This is a genomic window from Streptomyces sp. R33 (assembly GCF_041200175.1).
Taxonomy (GTDB): domain Bacteria; phylum Actinomycetota; class Actinomycetes; order Streptomycetales; family Streptomycetaceae; genus Streptomyces; species Streptomyces katrae_B.
In genome coordinates this window covers 222,158-240,529 of the sequence record NZ_CP165728.1, presented here as the reverse complement: position 1 = coordinate 240,529, position 18,372 = coordinate 222,158, and the positions used below count along the sequence as shown (strand labels likewise).

The 18,372-nt window shown below is 71.4% G+C and carries 16 protein-coding genes; 12 read left to right on the top strand and 4 right to left on the bottom strand.

The annotated features are described in order from the left end of the window. Nucleotides 1-32 precede the first annotated feature (32 nt). The gene (locus AB5J51_RS41270; protein ID WP_369780545.1) at nt 33-971 is read left to right on the top strand and encodes a helix-turn-helix domain-containing protein; all 939 of its coding nucleotides are present in this window, start codon (nt 33-35) and stop codon (nt 969-971) included. A 234-nt stretch (nt 972-1,205) separates the two neighbouring features. Beyond that, complete coding sequence (locus AB5J51_RS41265; RefSeq protein ID WP_369780543.1) at nt 1,206-1,529, top strand: hypothetical protein; 324 nt, start codon at nt 1,206-1,208, stop codon at nt 1,527-1,529. A gap of 198 nt (nt 1,530-1,727) precedes the next feature. Here the strand turns inward: AB5J51_RS41265 and AB5J51_RS41260 are convergent, their stop codons facing one another. Beyond that, nucleotides 1,728-2,837 carry an alkene reductase gene (locus AB5J51_RS41260; protein WP_053791144.1) on the bottom strand — a complete coding sequence of 370 codons (1,110 nt, stop codon included), beginning with the start codon at nt 2,835-2,837 and terminating at the stop codon, nt 1,728-1,730. 53 nt (nt 2,838-2,890) lie between these two features. On the opposite strand from AB5J51_RS41260, the gene AB5J51_RS41255 reads away from it, so the two are divergent. The 6 genes from AB5J51_RS41255 to AB5J51_RS41230 all read left to right on the top strand — a co-directional run bounded on the left by AB5J51_RS41255 (nt 2,891) and on the right by AB5J51_RS41230 (nt 6,718). Then, nucleotides 2,891-3,262 (top strand): MerR family transcriptional regulator, encoded by a 372-nt coding sequence (locus AB5J51_RS41255; RefSeq protein WP_053791145.1) that lies wholly within the window; start codon nt 2,891-2,893, stop codon nt 3,260-3,262. 97 nt (nt 3,263-3,359) lie between these two features. Further along, nucleotides 3,360-3,683, top strand: a complete 324-nt coding sequence (locus tag AB5J51_RS41250; protein ID WP_053791146.1) for a type VII secretion target — start codon at nt 3,360-3,362, stop codon at nt 3,681-3,683. Between the two features lie 3 nt (nt 3,684-3,686). Next, the gene (locus tag AB5J51_RS41245) at nt 3,687-4,988 is read left to right on the top strand and encodes an amidase domain-containing protein (protein ID WP_136227539.1); all 1,302 of its coding nucleotides are present in this window, start codon (nt 3,687-3,689) and stop codon (nt 4,986-4,988) included. A gap of 26 nt (nt 4,989-5,014) precedes the next feature. Then, a complete protein-coding gene (locus AB5J51_RS41240) occupies nt 5,015-5,428 on the top strand; it encodes a hypothetical protein (protein WP_159047424.1) in 414 nt (137 codons plus the stop codon). A gap of 235 nt (nt 5,429-5,663) precedes the next feature. Further along, nucleotides 5,664-6,029, top strand: coding sequence for a hypothetical protein (locus tag AB5J51_RS41235; RefSeq protein ID WP_369780542.1), 366 nt, complete (start codon nt 5,664-5,666; stop codon nt 6,027-6,029). Beyond that, on the top strand, nt 6,026-6,718 hold the full coding sequence (locus AB5J51_RS41230) for a nucleotidyl transferase AbiEii/AbiGii toxin family protein (protein ID WP_369780541.1): 693 nt from the start codon (nt 6,026-6,028) through the stop codon (nt 6,716-6,718). Before AB5J51_RS41235 ends, AB5J51_RS41230 begins: the two co-directional genes overlap by 4 nt. Nucleotides 6,719-6,800: 82 nt before the next feature. On the opposite strand, the gene AB5J51_RS41225 is transcribed toward AB5J51_RS41230, so the two are convergent. Next, nucleotides 6,801-8,285 (bottom strand): hypothetical protein, encoded by a 1,485-nt coding sequence (locus AB5J51_RS41225; RefSeq protein ID WP_369780539.1) that lies wholly within the window; start codon nt 8,283-8,285, stop codon nt 6,801-6,803. A 20-nt stretch (nt 8,286-8,305) separates the two neighbouring features. Here AB5J51_RS41225 and AB5J51_RS41220 point away from each other — a divergent pair, with 20 nt between their 5' ends. From AB5J51_RS41220 to AB5J51_RS41210, 3 genes are all read left to right on the top strand, one after another. Next, on the top strand, nt 8,306-12,955 hold the full coding sequence (locus AB5J51_RS41220) for a hypothetical protein (RefSeq protein WP_369780538.1): 4,650 nt from the start codon (nt 8,306-8,308) through the stop codon (nt 12,953-12,955). Between the two features lie 302 nt (nt 12,956-13,257). Continuing rightward, a complete protein-coding gene (locus tag AB5J51_RS41215; RefSeq protein WP_063785347.1) occupies nt 13,258-13,953 on the top strand; it encodes an RES domain-containing protein in 696 nt (231 codons plus the stop codon). A gap of 694 nt (nt 13,954-14,647) precedes the next feature. Beyond that, a complete protein-coding gene (locus AB5J51_RS41210; protein ID WP_206310860.1) occupies nt 14,648-15,073 on the top strand; it encodes an XRE family transcriptional regulator in 426 nt (141 codons plus the stop codon). Between the two features lie 264 nt (nt 15,074-15,337). Here AB5J51_RS41210 and AB5J51_RS41205 read toward each other — a convergent pair whose 3' ends face one another. After that, nucleotides 15,338-15,679, bottom strand: a complete 342-nt coding sequence (locus AB5J51_RS41205) for a HopJ type III effector protein (protein ID WP_053791152.1) — start codon at nt 15,677-15,679, stop codon at nt 15,338-15,340. A gap of 296 nt (nt 15,680-15,975) precedes the next feature. Between AB5J51_RS41205 and ligA the strand changes: the two genes are divergently transcribed. Beyond that, the gene (gene ligA, locus AB5J51_RS41200) at nt 15,976-18,024 is read left to right on the top strand and encodes an NAD-dependent DNA ligase LigA (protein ID WP_136227542.1); all 2,049 of its coding nucleotides are present in this window, start codon (nt 15,976-15,978) and stop codon (nt 18,022-18,024) included. On the opposite strand, the gene AB5J51_RS41195 is transcribed toward ligA, so the two are convergent. Then, entirely contained in the window at nt 18,021-18,323 is a 303-nt protein-coding gene (locus tag AB5J51_RS41195) for a DUF4190 domain-containing protein (protein ID WP_369780536.1), read from the bottom strand. The two genes, ligA and AB5J51_RS41195, sit on opposite strands and share 4 nt — an antisense overlap. Nucleotides 18,324-18,372: the final 49 nt, after the last annotated feature.

Sequence of the window (18,372 nt, the reverse complement as noted above, 5' to 3'; positions counted from 1 at the left end):
CGCGAGGTTCTTGAGCTGGAGGTGCACCGCCTGTGACGGCGAGCGGAAGTCCCACGGTCAGAAGGCGCCGCCTCGGCGCGGAGCTTCGCCAGCTTCGCCGCGCGGCGGGAATGACGTCCGTGCAGGTCGCGAAGCACCTGCTCGTGTCACAGCCCAAGATCAGCCTCATCGAGACGGGGCGCCGCCCCATCAATCCGCGTGATGTGCGCGATCTGTGCCGCCTCTACGGAGTCACCGAACAGGGCGTCGTCGACTCGCTGATGCGCATGGCGAAGGAATCGGCTCGGCAGGGCTGGTGGGTCGCCTGCGGCGATGTCCCTTACGGCGTGTACATCGGGCTGGAGACGGAGGCCGCCGCCATCCACTCCTACGAGCCGCTGGTGGTCCCCGGCCTGCTGCAGACCCGCGCCTACGCAGCTGCGATCATCGCGGAAACGATCCCTTGCCCCCCGGTCGAACAGGCCGCAGTCCGTCTCGACGTGCGGTTACGGCGCCAGCACCGCGCACATCACCCCGCTCGGCCACTCCGCTTATGGACGATCCTGGACGAATCCGTACTGCATCGCACCATCGGCAACCGAGAGGTCATGCGGGAACAGCTCGAGCACCTGAACGCTCTCGGTGAACAGCCGCACATCACCGTGCAGGTCCTCCCCCATAGCGCCGGAGCCCACCCCGGGGTCACAGGGCAGTTCTCCACCCTCACGTTTCCCGACGCCGACGCGGGAGTCGTCTATCTGGAGCGCTTCACCGGCGATCTCTACGTGGAGAAGCACTCCGACCGGCGCATGTACCACATCATGTACGACCACCTTCAGGCGCAAGCCCTCAACCCTTGCGACACACGGCACTTCATCAACGACATGATCAAGGCGTACAGCGGAGCGCCAGTGACCCGGGAGAGTGCAACGAACGCGCGTACGCCTGCTCGGGAGGCCGCGCGCGGCAACCTCGTGAACCGTTTCTGCTGACGCCTTCGATACGAAATCGCCGCCGCCTCTGACAAGGCGCCGGCTGATGCTGTCCACCAGCGGCCGCTGCGCATGGCCCGGCGCCCGCTATCGGCCGTCGCTCCTCTCCCGCACCACAGCCGCAAGGTCCGTAGCCGCCGTTTCGGAATCCCAAATTCCGGGGACGGTGTCCCGGCATCGCCGTGTATGTCCCACGCGCCACGACGGCGCCTGACGCGACAGCTGAGGAAGACCATGGGTTGGAAAGGCACACGTCGGACGGCCACGTCCGCCGCTCTTGCCGGAGTGGTCGCCCTCGTCCTGGCGGCTCCGCCCCCGGTCGCCGCCGAGGCCCGGACCGGGACCGCGCTGTCGTTCGGGACCGTGGCCGCACGGCAGGACGTGCAGGACGTCTCCCCGACGCCGCCCCCGCCCCGCCTCCCCCGCAACTTCCGCGGCAAGGGCAAGTGGATCGTCCAGGACCTGGGCATCACGGTGCCGTTCACCTGGGAGGGCAGGGACGGCGACAGCCAGATGACCGCGGGGGCCCGCAGTACCCGATCTGGTTCACCAACCTGATCTACCGCGACACCCTCTACACACTGACGTACAAATGGCCGGGTCTGATGTGACCGCGGCCCCGCCACGGACCGACGGCACTGGTCGGACTCGGCAGCCGCGGCGCATCGTCGCAGCAGCAGCTGCTCATCGCCGGTCATTCCGATCAGGTCTCCGCCCCTGGACGGCCCCCAGCGGCACGACGTCGGGAGACAGCGCCTACGCCGCGAGCACGGGGTAGTCGGTGTAGCCTTCCGGCCCCTGTACGTGCATCAGGAACTCCGGACGGATCTCGTTGAGGGGCGCACCCGTGCGCAGCCGCTCGACGAAGTCGGGGTTGGCGAGGAAGCCCCGGCCCAGTGCCACGAGATCGGCGCCCTCGGACAGCAGGCGTTCTCCCCGGCGCTTACCGCCATCGGCCGCGACCTCCTCGCGGGAGAGCGCCGGGTTGGCGATCAGGGTGCCGGGCCAGTCCCGGCGGATCTGCGCAAAGGCGGGCCGGTCGGGGTCGGCGTGGACCTGGTGCAGGTAGATCGGCGCCAGGTCGGCCAAGGCCTTGACCAGCGCCGGGTAGATCTCCTCGGTGTCGCCCTCCTCGATCCCGTTGACGGCCAGTCCGGGCGAGATGCGTACTCCGACCCGCTCCGGGCCGATGGCCCCGGCGACGGCCCGGACCACCTCGACGGTGAACCGGATGCGGTTCTCGACGGAGCCGCCCCACGCGTCGGTACGGCGATTGGTGTTGCCGGAAAGGAACTGGTGCAGGAGGTGGCCGTTGGCGGAGTGCACCTCCACCCCGGCGAAGCCCGCCTCGACGGCGCCCCGGGCCGCGCTCGCGAAGTCGGCCACCGTGGACCTTATGTCCTCGGTCGTCATCGCGCGCGGTACGACAGCGTCCCGGAGGCCGCCGGGGGTGTGCAGCTGCTCGGGGAACGGCACCGCGGACGGGGCGAGCGGCACGTACCCGCTGGTCTCCGGGTGGCCGACCCGGCCGCCGTGCTGGAGCTGGAGAAACATCTCCCCTCCACCGGCGGCCCGCACGGCCTCGGTGACCCGGCGCCAGCCGGCGACCTGCGCCGGGGTGTGGATGCCGGGGATGTGCGGGTAGGTCTGCCCGACGGCGTTCGGGGTGCTGGCCTCGGCGATGATCAGGCCGGCCGAGGCGCGCTGTGCGTAGTACGTGGCCATGAGCTCGCCGGGGACTCCGTCGGCCCCGGCGCGGTTGCGGGTCAGCGGGGCCATCACCAGCCGGTTGGGCAGTTCCAGGCTGCCCAGGCGGGCAGATTCGAAGAGACGGGAAGCGGCGGGTCCGTGCTGTGTCTGCGTCATGCCGGTACCGTAAAAGCTCACATTGATGTCAGATTCAAGAGCTGGGGTGGGGCATGCGGATCGGTGAACTGGCTGCGCGTACCGGGGTCGGCGAACGTTCGCTGCGCTACTACGAGGAGCAGGGCCTGCTGGCTTCGAACCGAACACCCGGCGGCCACCGGGACTTCCCCGAGCGGGCAGTCGACCGGGTCATCCGGATCCAGGAGCTCTACGCGGCCGGCCTGCACAGCGCGAAGATCGCGCAGATCCTGCCTTGCATGCGGGACGAGGACGGCGGCCCGTCGGTGCGCGCCACCCCTGCACTGGTGGCCGAACTGGCCACGGAGCGGGACCGGATCGACCGGATGATCGGCGACCTGATCCGCTCCCGCGAGGTGCTGGACGAGGTGATCGAGGCGGCGGCGGGCCGCACGACGGCTGCCTAGTGCTGCGACTAACGGCCGACGCCGCGGCGCCACGCGTCCTGTCAGATCCACCTACAAGATCCAGTTAGGCTGTTCTCCGGTATTTACGGGGGATTTCATGGACATAGACATAAAGACGCACTATGTACGGCAAGGCGCGGGAGGGGCCCGCTCGGCCGCCGAAGGGGCGCTGGAGAACCTTCGCCGGTCGCTCGACTCGAGCGACACGGCAGCCGACGGCCACCACGGCTGGGCCTCGGCCGCGGCGTTGAAGCGGTGCGCGACCGCCTGGGAGGACCACATGGTCGACCTGGGGAAGCAGATGAACACCATGGCCGACAATCTCCACACCACGGCCAACGCCTACGACACCACGGACGCCCAGGCGAGGGACGCCTTCAACCGGCTCCAGCACGGCCTCGCCGACTTCGGGAGGAACTGACCCGTGGTCTCGTATCACGACCTGTACGACTGCCGCGTGGACCAGTGGCAGAAGGCCGCGGACGACTGGGTCGACCTCGCCCGGCGCTCCTCCTCCGCCTGCGAGGACATCCGCGCGCAGGGCAAGAAGCCGCTCGACGACCACTGGGCCGACGCCACCGGCAAAACGGCCGGCAAGCGCCTGGAGGACCTCGCCGACCGCCTGGAGTCCGGCGGCGACATCATGAAGGGCGTCGCCATGGTCCTCGACGCCCTGTCCCATTCCATGGGCTACGCCCAGCGCACCCTCTCCCACGCCATCGAGCTGGCGAACGAGCACGGGCTGAGCATCCAGGACGGCCGCGCCGTCGGCGTCTACACGGGTGCCGTGCCCACCGGCCCGAACGTCCCGCAGAACGTGCGCGACGCCTACACCAAGGAGCAGGGGCACATATCCACGGTCAACGGGCTGATAGACGAAGCCCTGCGCGAGGCCTCGCAGGCAGACGCGAAGGCCTCGGCCGAACTGGACAAGCTCGCGACGACCATCAACGTCTCCGACACCTCGCAGGCGCACAATGTGCTCCTCGTCGAGGCGTCCCACGTCGAATTCGAGATGCTCAGGGCGGACATCCCGGTCGGGAAGGACCCGCAGCTCGTCCACGCCTGGTGGGACGGCCTGACGCCGCAGCAGCAGAAGGACCTCATGCGGGCCGATCCCGTGACCCTCGCCGACCTCAGGGGCCTGCCGCCCGAAGTCGGGCGCGAGCTCCGCGGTCCCGACGGGAAGATCGACCGGGTCGAGATGGTGCGGTACGCACTCGACCACTGGGACAAGAAGGACGACCTCGACTACGGGGCCGGCGGCAACTGCACCAACTTCGTGTCGTCCAGCCTGGAAGCGGGCGGCATGAAGAAGAAGCTCTCCCCGTGGACGGGGCTGATGGGCGACGACACCTGGGGCCGCCAGAGCGGGACCGGGTGGGACTGGCTCGACCAGAACGCGTACCACTCCGAGTCCTGGGCGCGGGCCGAGGGGCTGCAGAACTTCCTGCTGCGCCACGGCAGCAAGGAGGTCCCGAGGGCGGACGCGCGGCCCGGTGACATCATCTTCTACGAGCAGGTGGCGCCCGGCACGGAAACGGCCCCGGGCGAGACCCACCATGCCGCCGTCGTCACCTCGGTCACCCCTGACGGGGACATCAAGCTGACCCAGCACACGAGCTCCTTCCAGAACGTGAGCCTGGACAGCCGGGAACACATCGCGAACAGGAACGGGGGCGAGCAGCGCATCCGCATCGTCCGCCCGGAACCGGATTGGTACTGATGGCCGCCACCACACCCTCCCCCGCCATGAGCGACGGCACCGCGCGCCCGCGTGCCGTCACGTTCGGCACCGTGACGGCGGCACTGATGGTGCCGCTGCTGATCGTGGCGGGTGTGGCGACCTCCCTGCACACGCAGGAGATCCAGCACGAGTGGGCCGACCGGCAGCGGGAAGCCTGCCGGCACTTGCCCTTCCCGATGGCGGAGTACGCCGCCGGGTGGGCCGGTGTGGTCCTCGGTGTGGCGGCGGTGGCGTTGTGCGTGCTGCTCGCGCGGCGGCTGCGCGGCCGGTACGGCCTCCGGCTCGGGGAGTCCTGGCCGGGTCTGCTCGCCGGCACGACCGTGTGGTTCAGCGTCCTGGCGATTCCGATGGAGCTGATCCAGCTGTACGTCGTGTACTCGGCCGCCGCGTCGGGGATCAACCTCGGCGACGGGTGTTAGCCGCCCGCGCCGGGCGCCCGCCGCTCCGCCGGGGGTCTGCTGTACCGAGCCGTGGCCGAATGGGGCGCCCGGCGCAGTGGTCGGCGGCGGCTTCGCCGCCAGAGGAGGCTGGCCGCAGAGCCCGGCACCGGGCGTAGCCCGGATGGGCCGGGCGCAGGATGCCTGGGGTATCCGCCGGGGCGGTGTGTCGCGTCTGCGGTACCGGAGCCGGGCGGGACACGGGATAATCAGGTCCATGGTCAGGCCCTCCTCCAGCAGCACGGCGCCCTCCGCGGCCGAGGTGCTCCACGCCCGGTACGCAAGCCGGCTGCCCGCCTCCCTGGAAAAACTCGCAGGTCCGCGGCACGGCGTGGTCGAGCTGCCGCTGCACGTGGCCTGGTCCGGACTGCGCTGCTACGACCTGGACCGCCCGCGCCTGCGCATGGGCCTGTACCGCACCGTCCTGGCCGAGGGCCGGCACGAGGACCTCGTGACCCTGCTGGACCGCGACCTCCTCCTAGAGCAGTGGCCCGTCCTGCGCACCCTGGTCAGCCGGCACATCTGCCAGGTCTGGGAGGAAGCGTTCCCCCAGCTCGCGACCGCGAGGTCCGCTGCCGCGTGAAGCTGAGCGACCTGCACCGCCGGCTCCTCGCCGCGGTGATCGACATCGGCGCCCCGTACCCCCTCGTGCTCACCGGCGGGTACGCTGTCCAGGCCCATGGCCTCGTCGAGCGCCTGAGCCAGGACCTCGACGTCGCCACCGAGAACCCCGCCCCCATGGCAGAGATCGTCACCAGCCTCGAGCAGGGCCTGGCCGAGCGGGGCTGGCAGGTCCGCGTGATCGACGTCGACGCACTCTCGGCCCGGCTGATGGCCGTCGACCCGGACACCGGCGAGGAGTGCGAGGTCGACGTCCTCAAGGAGCACTTCTGGACGCCGCCCGCCCAAACCGAGTACGGGCCGGTCCTCGCCTTCGACTCCGTAATCGGCACCAAGGTCCGCGCCCTGGCCGACCGCGGCGCCGTACGCGACCTCATCGACGTCCATGCCGCCTCCCACTACCGCACCACCAACGAACTCGAACGCCTCGGCGAGCGCCACGGCCGCGACGAGTTCCGCCTGCACGACCTCCGCGACCGCCTCGCCGGAGCCGACTGGGCCGACGACGCCGAGTTCGCCGCGTACGGTCTCACCGAGCACGAAACGGCCGAACTGCGAGCCTGGGCCCTGGACTGGGTCGGCGACCTGGACGAGCGTCTGCACGAGCATCCCGAGGACTCGAACTACGACGAGGACGCAGACGAGGCCTGAGCCCCCGTTCGACATCTCGATCGAGGGTCGGAGGAGCTGGAATTCGGCTTCGCCGAGCATCTGCCCTTCGAACGAGCCGGGGTCAGTCCTCCGCCTCCGCCAGGGACTCGTCCGGGTCGGCGGCCATGGCCAGCTGGGTGATGTCGCAGCCGTCCGGGGTGCGGACGTCGATGCGGTACAGGCCCGGGGTCGGGGCGGTCGCCGTTGCGGTGGCCACGCCGTCTTCCCAGGTCAGGGTGAGCGGGATCGGGCGGGTGGGGTTCTCGAGGTCCGTGAGGCGGCAGGTCAGGCCCGAGAGGGTGTCGACGTCGCTGAGGCGGAGCTTCCAGGGCCGGCCCGCCGGGACCAGGTCGGGGGCGCTCAGGCCGCAGCCGGCCTCGCCCTGGGGCGGGCCGGGGTTGATGTCGTCGCGGATGATCTCGGTGACGGCTTCGAGGGCGGTCCGCGCCTTGGCGACGTCGCCGTGCTGGAGCGGCAGGTGGGTGATGATGTCGGTGAGGACCGCCGACTCCTTGTAGACGGTGCCGTCGCCGTACACCTGGAAGTACCTGACGCGGTCGTGCCGGTCGAGGATGAACGTCCCGTCGGAGTTCTGCCGGGCGCCGTCGAAGTGTGCCTCGACCGTGCCGCCGGTGATCGTCAGGTTCTGCCAGGTGGGCTGGTTGACGCCGACGACCGAGCGGTGGCCGGGCAGGGTGATGCTCTTCTGGCCGTGGTGGAACCGGGCCGCGTTGCGCGTCAGTTCCGCGTTGCCGCCGATCGCCGCGACATCGCTCGGGGTGAGGTGGCGTACGTCGTCCCCCGCGCGCAGGCTCCGGTACTGCGGCAGCAGGTCGTGCAGGCCCGGCATGGTGGCGCACATGGCCCGGAGCTTGCGGTGCGGCAGCCGTACGGGGGTGCCGCGGCCGGTGGCGAGGATGACGGCCGCCTTGACCGAGCCCTGGAAGGGCGTGCCGAGTGTGATGACGCCCCGGGTGTCGGCCTGGAGATCGCCGTCGTAGCGGGGGTCGAGGGCCGCGCGGGTGACGAGCCCGCCCATGGAGTGGGCGACGAAGACGAGCCGCCCCTCCCGCTGGTCGGCGCGGTGCCGGCGGGCCTCGGCGTGGGCGGGGTGGCGGCGCCAGCCGGTCAGGTGGAGGCGCGCGGCGTCGGCCAGGAGACGGCCGTTGGCGGCGACGGGCAGACGCCAGTCGTAGGCGAACTCCAGGATCGCGGCGTCGTCGGCGACGCTGGTGCGGATCGTGTCGACCAAGTCGGTGTACGGCTCGCTGCCGGCGAGGTACGGGGTCCAGGCGGAGTGCTTCAGCAGGCCGGTCGCCTTGATGCGGCCGGTCTTGCCCGCCAGCTCGTCCTCGGTCATGGTCAGGGACTTCAGGCCGGAGGGCGTGGTCCATGCCTTCAGCAGCCAGGAGATCCCGCCGATGCCCCATACGTCCTTGCCGGTGGTCGTGTCGTGCAGGGTGCTGCCCATGATCCCCGGTACGACGACCACCGCGTCCTGGGTGACGTGGTCGGGTAACCCGTCGGTGCGGTCCTGCTGCCGGCGCTGGTGCGGGTGCTCGTTCATGGCAGTGAAGAATAGGGACCGTGGACGGGGAGCGGGGCGAGATCGGCTTAGCCGATGCCGTGGAGGGGGCCGAGTTGCCGCAGACGGCGGCATCGCCGGCCGCCGGCACGCTGTACGTCCTGCCCATGGAGGACGGGACCGAGCCACTGCGGCAGGCCCTCGGCGCACAGCTCGAGGCGGTGTCCCTCTGGTGGGAGCGGCCGCTGCCCGCCGGGCCGGGCTTCGTGAAGGTGGCGCCCGGCGGGCCGGTGACCAGCCGTCACGACGTGGAGCGCTTCCTGGAGACGTCCGGGATCCGGGAGGCGGAGGCGGACGTCCCCGTGGTGCTGTACGTGTCGGGCCACGGCCTCACCTCGGGCGCGGCCAAGCACTTCGCGGTCCTGCGGGACACCGATGCGCAGCGGCTCCTGGCGACGGGGCTGCGTACGACGGAGATCGTGATCGCCGCGCTCGACTCGCACGCCCGGGACGTCCTGGTGATCGTGAACATGTGCGAGTCCGCCGACGTGGGAGGGGAGTTGCTGGAACTCGCACGGAGCCTGGACACCGCGCGCACCACGCGTGCCACGCTCAACGTCCTGACCACCGCGGCGCCCAAGATGCAGGTGAGGGGCGGGGAGTTCGCGCTCGTCCTGCGCCGGGCCCACGAGTGGCTGCGCACGGCCGGCGGGATCGCCCGCCCGTACCTGACGATGGACGAGTTCAGCCGGGCCCTGTATCAGGCGGCACAGGCGGTCGGCGCGGAGCTCGGCCGGAGCCTGTCCCTCGACTGCCGTCCGCTGATGGGCGGCAAGCTGCACGTGGCGACCGCCGCGCTGCCGAACCCGGGCTACCGGCCGGAGCAGGCCGCGGTGGAGGAGAGCCGGCAGGAGGTGGCGGCGAGCCTGGAGGACCTGGACTACTGGCTGGAGAAGGCCAGCGGCCGCACCGGCGCCGACGACACCGGCTGGTACTTCTCGGGCCGCAAGCGCCTGAACGCCTCGGTGGTCTCCTTCCTGAAGGGCGCGCCGGGGGTGCTCGTCGTCACGGGCATCACCGCGAGCGGGAAGTCGGCGATCCTGGGCCGCGCGGTGACCTTGAGCGACGCGACGTTCAGGACGTCGGATCTGTTCGCGGCCGCCGTCGGCCACTGCCCGCAGGACACCGTCCCGGACGAGGGCGCGGTCACCATCGCGGTCACCGCGCACAACCGGGAGCCACTGGGGCTGTTGACGGTCATCGCGAAGAAACTGGGGGCCGAAGCGGACCCCTCGGGCAGGGACCAGCTGAGCCGCTGGCAGTTGGGGCTGCGCAGGTTCCTCGGCTCGCCCGGCCCCATGGTGACGGTCGTCGTCGACGCGCTGGACGAGGCGACCGACCCCGCGGCGGTGGTGCACCAGGTCCTGGTACCGCTGGCCGGACACCTGTCCGGCGCCGCGCCGTCGACGCCCGTACGGCGCGGGGTACGGCTGGTCGTCGCCGTCCGCAGCAGCGACGGCGCCGACCGCCTTGTCCCGGACGGTGATGGTGGCGGTGGCGGTAGTGGTAGTGGCGGCGGGCAGGAACTGCTGGGCCGACTGCGGGAGGCGTTCTCCGGGGCGGCCGTGGTGCGTACCGACGACGAGGACATGGGCAAGGACGTCGAGGGGTACGTACGCGCTCTCCTGGACGGGGAGGCCAACTGGGCGGGTCACGACCTGACCGGGGTCGCGCGGACGGTGGCCGAGGCGGTGGGGCGGTCCTTCCTCGACGCCCGCGTGGCGGCGCACCAGCTGCGCACCGAGGGACCGCGGCTGCAGGCCGACGCCGACTGGCTCGCGCGGCTGGGCGAGGGCACGACGGGACTGCTGAAGGACGACCTGGCGAGGTCCGCGGAGGACGGCCTGGGGGCGGACGAGGCGCTGGCGCTGCTGCGCGCGGCGGCGTTCGCGCAGGGGCGCGGCATCGCCTGGGGCGAGGTGTGGCCCGCTGTCGCGTCCGCCGTCCACGGGAAGCCCCTCCGGGATGCCGATGCCAAGATCCGGGTGCTGCTGGAAGGCCGCCTGGCTGGGTATCTCACCCGTGACGTGGAAGAGGACCAGCGGGTGTACCGGCCGGCACACGAACGGCTGGCCGCTGTCCTGCGCGCCTGGCCCGTGGGCGGCGCGGCATCTCGTGGGGGGATGGGAATGACGGATGGTCAGGATGAGCCTGCCGATAAACCTGATGAGCGCGATACGCCTGATGCGCCTGATGCGGCCGGCGGGGCTGATGGGGTGACGGGGACCGGCGCGACGGGGGACGCGTACGAGGACGGGGGCGGGGGCGGATGCGGGGACGATGCCGCCGTGCACGCCTCCATCGTGCGGGCGCTCGCCGATCTGGCCGCGCCGCACATCGCCGGCCGCGCCTCCGGCACCGCCCCGCACCCGTACGTACGGCGGTACCTCGCACGCCACGCCCGCCTGGGCGGGGTCCTGGACGACGCGCACGTGCCGGCCGAGGTGCTGCCGTGGCTGACCGGCAGCCCGATCCGCGGGCTGCTGGGCCCGGGCCGGGGGCAGGAGGGACGGCTCTGGCTGGAGGCCTGGGCCGTGGTCGAGCCGTACCTGCACCGGGCGGACCGGGAGGACCACCCGTCCCGCCTGGCCAGCCTGCACCTGGCGTACACGGCGCTGCGCCATCCCGGCCGGCCGCGCCCGCGCACCCCCGAAGAGGCGGCGGGGCCGCTGGCGGTGCTGTGGTCCCGGTGGACGCCGCCCGTGAACGTCCTGGCCACCCTCGGCGCCACCGTGCGTTCCCTGACGGCGGTACCGGCCCCCGACGGGCGCCCCGCCCTCGCGGCGGGCGACGACGACGGGGGCATCGAACTGATCGACGCGGTCGAGGGAACCGCGGTCCGCGGACGAATCGGCGCCCACGAGGGATCCGTACGGCACCTGCTCCTCGCGCCGCGCCCCGCGCAGTCGCCGCTGCTCGTGTCCGGCAGTACGGACGGCACAGTCCGCCTCTGGGACCCCGCGACCGGCCGCCTCGTCGACCAGATCCACCGGCCCGGCGGGATGTGGATCGCCGACGTGTGCGCCTACCACGACAGCGGACACGAGCTGGCGGTGTTCTGCGTCAACGGGGACGGGGTGGTGGTCTGGTGGAACGAGCGGATGGGCCCGCTGGACCTGCTGACCCTGCCGGGGGACACACCGCGTACGGCGACCACCGCACTGGCGGCGGTGCAGGAGGAGGCGCCCCGCCGGCCGCTGCTGGCGATCGCCGACGGCGCGTTCCTGGCGTTCCGGGACACGGCGGCCGAGGTGGAAGTGGCGCGCTTCGAATTCCCGGCCGACGTACGCGTACTCGCTCCGACCACACGGCCGGGGACGGTCGCGGCCGGCCATGCCGACGGGAGCGTCACCGTCTGGGGCGCCGGCGGACCCCTCGCCACCCTCACCGGCGCCGGCGAGCCGGTGAACAGCCTGGCCGGCCTCGTCCTGGGCGAACGCCACCTCCTCGCGGCCGGGACGGGCAGCCGCATCGCCGTGTGGGACGTCTCCCGGTGGGACACCGCCGCCCAGGAGCCGCCGGGGCTGCTCAGCGGGCACACCGCCGCAGTGACCGCGCTCAGCCCCGTCGCCGCGCCGGATTCCGGGATCCTCGCGTCGTCCTCCTGCGACGGCACGCTGCGCCTGTGGAACCGGGAGGTCCTGGAGCGGGCGCTGACCGCCGCCCGTACACCGGCCGAGCCGACGCCTACGCCTACGCCTACGGGCGGGGTGCTGCTGCTGCCGGAGCCGGGGGACTTGGGCCTTCCGTCCTGGTTCGCGCTCACCGCCGACCGCCCCGGCATCGACGTCCGGGACATCGTCACGGGGGACGCGGTCGCCCGGATCGACACCGGCCGGCCGCCGTCCGCGATGGTCTGGGCGCACCGGCGGGAGGGGCGCGTACTGGTATCGGCCGGATGCGAGGACCACGGCATCCGTCTGTGGGACACGGGTACCCGGCGGGCGCTGCCGGACGTCCTGAAGGGTCATTTCCTCCCCGTCCGCGCCCTTGCCGCGTGCACCACCGCCGACGGCCGGCATCTGCTGCTGAGCGGCGGGGACGACGAGACGGTCCGGTTGTGGGATCTGGACGGCCTGGCCCCGCTGCGGGAGTGGACCGGTCACGGCCTGCGGGTCCGGGCGGTGGCTGCGGCGTCGTGCGTGGGGGGCGAGGACTGGTTCGCCTCGGCCAGCTCCGACGGCACCGTACGGCTGTGGGGCGCGGAACGCGGTGGTGCGCCGGGCGGGACCCTGCGCTGCGACCAGGGGCTCCTGCACGCCGTCGCCATCAATCCCGGCCCGCTGGGCGGCCTTGCGCCGCATCTGGCCAGCGGCGGCGACACGGGCACGGTGCGGCTGTGGGACCTGCGCGAGCGCCGCCCCCTGGGCGAGCCGCTGACCGGTCACACTGCGGCCGTGCACGCCCTGGCCCTGTTCGACGCGGAGGGCCACGGAAGCTTCGTCGCCTCCGGCGCTGCCGACGGGACCATCCGCGTCTGGGACGCCGCCACCGGGCAGTGCCGGCTGCTGCTCGCGGTGGGGAGCCCCGTACGCAGCCTCGCCGCGCACCCGTCGGCGGCCGGCGGGCGCGTCGTGCTCTCCTTCGCCGGGGACGCCGGGGCCGCCGCGGTGGAGATCGACCTCGCCGAATGCCGGGCGGGCGGATCCTGATCACCCGAGCCTGATCACCCGTATGCGCCCCCTGCGTTCCTTCGTGCGCCCCCGATGACCACCGCAACGCGGTCGCATTGGTCGTACCGGAGCATGAAAATGATCGTTCGGCATGTGCCACGGATCAATACGCCGTGGGGCGCCCGCCATCCGCTCATGAGCGCCCCTCATGGGCATCACACCGTCACGAGACCGGCTCTCCCGGCGGCCGGACCGCCCCGCCGGCCCGGCCGCCTCCGCGAGCCATGAGCATCACCGGCCCGCGCCTCGCGGAGGGCGGCCGGAGCAAGGAGAGCGGCCGCATGAGCCGGGACACCGTACAGCCGGACGTCGTCCTCATCCCCGCGCCCGACCAGGGCGTCTGGCGCCTGGGAAAGGCCAAGAACCCGGTCACGTACGAAAGGATCAGCCAGGAGGACGCGTCCCGGACGGGCGGAAACCGCTGGAGTCTGGTCAGCTACGACACCCTCTACTGCGCCTCCCAGCACGACGGGTGCTTCGCAGAGGCGTTAGCGCCCTTCCGTGTGGACCCCAAGATGAGGGAGGTCATCGGGGACGAGTGGATGAAGCCGTCCTACATGACCCCCGGCAAGATCCCCCGCGACTGGACCACGCGCCACATCCTGGTCCGCCTCCAGCTTCCCAAGGAGGCCCGCTTCCTCGACGTGGACGACGAGCGGACCCTGGAGACCCTCTCCCGCGAACTCAAGGACGAGCTGGCGGAACAGGGCGTGGACAGGCTCGCCACGGAGCACATTCAGGGCTTCAACCGCCGGATCACCCGGCTGATCTCGGCGTGGGCCATCACCCAGCGCACCGGCCCCTCGGAGCAGGAGCGCCTCATCCATGGCATCGCCTACCGCTCCCGCTTCGGGATGCGCCAGTGCTGGGCCGTCTTCAACGACGTGGAGCTCAAGCAGGAGGAGACCAGCCTGATCTTCCCCGAGTCGGAGGCTCTGCGGCGGGTGGCCGAGGAGTACGACCTGACGATGCTGTGACCGGCCCCCCTTAACCCCCGCACGTTGCCCACCTGAAAAGGTGACTGAAACCGACCTGAAAGCCGCCGTGCAGCTGTCGTCCAAAAGAGCGAAACAACTCGTTCCCTGCTGCCGACACACCGTCGGCCACCCTCTCACTCCAGCAATATATGCCCAGGTCAAGACGGAAGTCCGGCTTCAAACCCGTCAGTTGACACACCGTCGAGAACGTGCTGAATTCTGCCTAAGAGGTGGAGTTGGAAGGTGATAATGGGTAACCTAACCAGTACGTAGACCGACTTGGAGCATGTGGGGGATCTCATGAGCAACACCCGTTGCGCCGTCAGTGCGTTCTTACCCGTGGGGCTCGCGCCACGCGTCGTGGCACCACCGCCCGCCACGGGCTCTGCACCCTCAGAGCACCCCAGTCGTCCATGTGCCGGATCCCCACGGACCGGAATACATCGATGCTGAGCGCCGACCGCTGACCGCTGGTCGGCACACCCCACCGCACCCGCGCTGGTACACGCTTCCCGGCGGGTCGGGAACACACCACGAAGCGTTCACAGCTCGCCGAGACCGAGCGTCCCTTCCGTCTGCCCCCGCGGCAGTACGCGACAGCCAGGTCCTGCGGGCACACCCCGACACCCGTCGCCTGAACACGCGACCCGCCATCGTACGGGCGCGAAGTCAGGGCAACGAGGGAGACCTGACCATGCCTTCTGACACCACCACGCCCCCCGCCGCCGTCGCCGTTGCCGTTGCCGTCGCCAAGAGCGTTGCCAGCGCCGAAAGAGCTCACGTCGCCACCGTGCGCATGCACATCAGCGAAATCGCCCGCTTCCTCCAGGAGAACCTGGGGCAACGCCTGACCGCGCGGATCGCCAACATCAGCGATCCCAAGCAGGTCGGCAAGTGGGCATCGGGCGACACGACGCCCCGACCCGAGTCGGAGCAGCGCCTGCGCGCCGCCCTGCAGGTCTTCCAGCTCATCCAGGACGCCGAAAGCCTCTACACGGCTCGCGCGTGGATGATCGGAATGAACCCGCAGCTCGAGGACGAGGCGCCGGCGCAGTGCATCGCCGACGGCAGGATGCGCGATGTGATGGTGGCGGCCCGGGCCTACGTCGACGGCGGCTGACCCGACGCGTACCGGATCGGGTCGGCCAGCGCGCCGGGGACCGCGGTGAGCGTGCGCAGGCGGGGCGGGCCGGCGACAGGCGCGAGGCTGAACGGCGCGTAGCTGAACGGCGCGCCGTCCCGGGCCTCGACGGACAGGACTTCCAGGGCGGGGTGGGCCGCGCCTCCGCGCCCCGGCCCTCAGCCGGTGCAGAGGCGGTCTGACCAGCTAGATCAGCCTTGCGTCACCCCGCATGAAAACCCGAGGGCGCACCTGGGGAGTCCTTCAGCTCTTGCGGGCCAGCGGTTGCCCGGCGAAGCTCACGCCTTCCAGGCCATGGGCCAGGAGGTTGCGAATGTTGCCGTGGTCGGTGTCGTCCGGAGTCGCCAGCACACTGCGATAGTGCTCGCCGAATGCCAGCAGCGCCTCTTGGTCGCTCAGCCCTTCCAGCAGGGCCAGTCCCAGCGTCTTGCAGGAACCCTCGTTCTCACCCGCGGCATTTTCCAGTTCCCCGTTGCGGAACGCCTGTGGCTGATACTCGTAGTGCGCGGCGACGAAGGCCAGGGTGTCGGCGAACTCGTGCTCACCCGACGCAAGGCTTGCCCGCAGCGAGTTCAGATCAGTCATGGTGGTTCCCCTGGGTTGAACGGACGATCCGATTGCCGTCCGTGACCGGAGGACACTACCTCCCTTGTGGCCAGCCGGTAAGAACCGCTCCACATGTCGGAACGGCAGCATCTCCGCAGGTCACGGGGTGCGACTGGGCGACCCGCCAGGGGCCGGTTTCGGTCCGGGCGATCGGCCGCGGGGGTGGCGCTGATCAGCAGGCCGTTGCCGTTCCCGCGCTGTGCCGCAGGGCGGCCCGGTTGCGTGCCGCGGCGGGGCGGGGTCGGGAGGCGGCGTTGTCAGTGCGGGGCAGGATGATGACCTTCATGACCGAAAACAGTGCCCTGCTCTCTCCTGCCGCCTACGTGGAGGCCGTGACCACTGCCGTGGCGGCGTCGGCCGCGTACTACGGCGACGGGACCACCCCGCTCGGTGACGACGAGTACGACGGGCTGCTGCGCGCCATCGCGGCCTACGAGGAGGCCCACCCGGACGAGGTGCTCGCCGAGTCGCCGACCGGGAAGGTGGCGGGCGGGGCTGTGCAGGGTGACGTGCCGCACTCGGTGCCGATGCTCTCCCTCGACAACGTCTTCGACGCCGACGAGCTCGCCGAGTGGGCCGCAGGGCTGGAACGGCGTCTCGGGCACCCTGTGGCCGGGTGGTGTGTGGAGCCCAAGCTCGACGGCCTCGCGGTGGCCGCCCGCTACCGGGGTGGTCGGCTCGTTCAGGTCCTCACCCGGGGCGACGGCTCGGCCGGCGAGGACATCACCCACGCCGCCGACGCCGTCCTCGGTCTGCCGCAGGTCCTCACCGAGCCGATCGACGTCGAGTTGCGCGGCGAGGTGCTGCTGACGACCGCGCAGTTCGAGGAGGCCAACCGGATCCGGCTCGCCCACGAGGCCACGCCCTTCGCGCACCCGCGCAGCGGGGCGGCCGGCACGCTGCGGGCCAAGGACCGCCCCTACCGGATCGAGTTGACCTTCTTCGCCTACAGCGCGATCGGCCTGGAGGACCTCGGCCACGTCGCTCTGCTGGAGAACCTGGCCGCGCTCGGCGCGAACACGGCCGCCAGCACGGCCGCCGCCCCGATGCGGTGCGAGACCGTGGAGCAGGTGCAGGAACGCATCGACGTGATCGCCGGCCTGCGCGGAGACCTGCCGTTCGGGATCGACGGTGTCGTCGTCAAGGCCGACACGGCCGAGGACCAGCGGCAGGCCGGCAACGGCTCGCGCGCCCCGAGGTGGGCGGTGGCCCGGAAACTGGCGGCCGAACACAAGGTGACGCGCCTGCTGGCGGTGGAGTGGAACGTCGGCCGGACCGGGATCATCGCCCCGCGCGCGGTCCTGGAGCCCGTGGTCATCGACGGGGTGACGGTCACCTACGCCACGCTTCACAATCCGTCCGACATCACCCGCCGCGGGCTCATGATCGGCGACCAGGTGTTCGTGTACCGGGCCGGCGACGTGATCCCCCGGGTCGAGGCACCGCTGGCCGACCAGCGCACCGGCGCCGAGAGCCCGATCCCCTTCCCCGAGGCGTGCCCCCGTTGTGGCGACGCGATCGACACCTCCGAGCAGCGGTGGCGGTGCGTGCGCGGCCGCAGCTGTCAGGCCGTGGCCTCGGTGATCTATGCGGCCGGCCGGGACCAGCTCGACATCGAGGGTCTCGGCGGCACGCGCGCGATCCAGCTGGTGGAGGCCGGTCTGGTCAAGGACGTCGCCGACCTGTTCACGCTGACCCGCGAGCAGCTCCTCGGTCTGGAGCGGATGGGCGAGACCAGCGCCGCCAACCTCCTGGCCGCGATCGAGACCGCCCGCGGGGCCGCATTGAGCCGCGTGTTCTGCGCCCTCGGTGTCCGCGGCACCGGGCGCACGATGTCCCGCCGGATCGCCGCGTACTTCGGCTCGATGGCCGCGATCCGGGCCGCCGACGCGGACACGCTGGCCGGGGTCGACGGCATCGGCACCGAGAAGGCCCGCGTCATTGCGGCCGAACTCGCCGAACTCGCCCCGCTCCTCGACAAACTCCAGGCCCAGCAGGTCGGCACGCAGGTCGCCGAGCCGCAGAAGCCCGCGGCCGACGCGAACGACGGCGAGGACTCGGCGGGCGGCCCGCTGGCCGGACAGGCCGTCGTGGTGACCGGAGCCATGACCGGCCCCCTCGCGGTGTTGTCCCGCAACGAGATGAACGAACTGATCGAGCGGGCCGGCGGAAAGGCATCGTCGTCGGTGTCCCGGCGCACCACCCTCGTAGTGGCTGGCGAGAAGGCCGGCTCCAAGCGCGCCAAGGCCGAAGAACTGGGCATCCGCATCCTCGACCCCGAGGAATTCGCCGTCCTCGTCGCCGGTCTCCTCCCCACCACCTAAGGGCTGTCCCGTAATCCCCGGCGGGCGCACTCCTGCGTCTTGTCGGCGTACCAGACGAAGAAGACGGCGACCAGGGCGGACACCACGATCGCGATGGCCGACGTCACCACGCCGGTGAGGGCCTTGCCCCGGCCGATACCGGTCCGCTTGGCCGTCGTCAGGGCGATGATGCCCAGGATCAGGCCGATGCCGCCGAACAGGCCGCCGATGAAGAAGACCGACGTGCTCAAGCCGAGGACGCCGAGCAGCATGGCCGCCCCTGCCAGGCCGTTGGTCGATGCGGTGTGATGCGGCGGCATCCCTGTTCCTTGCGTGCTCATCGAACATCCTCCGGTCAACTGTTCAGGG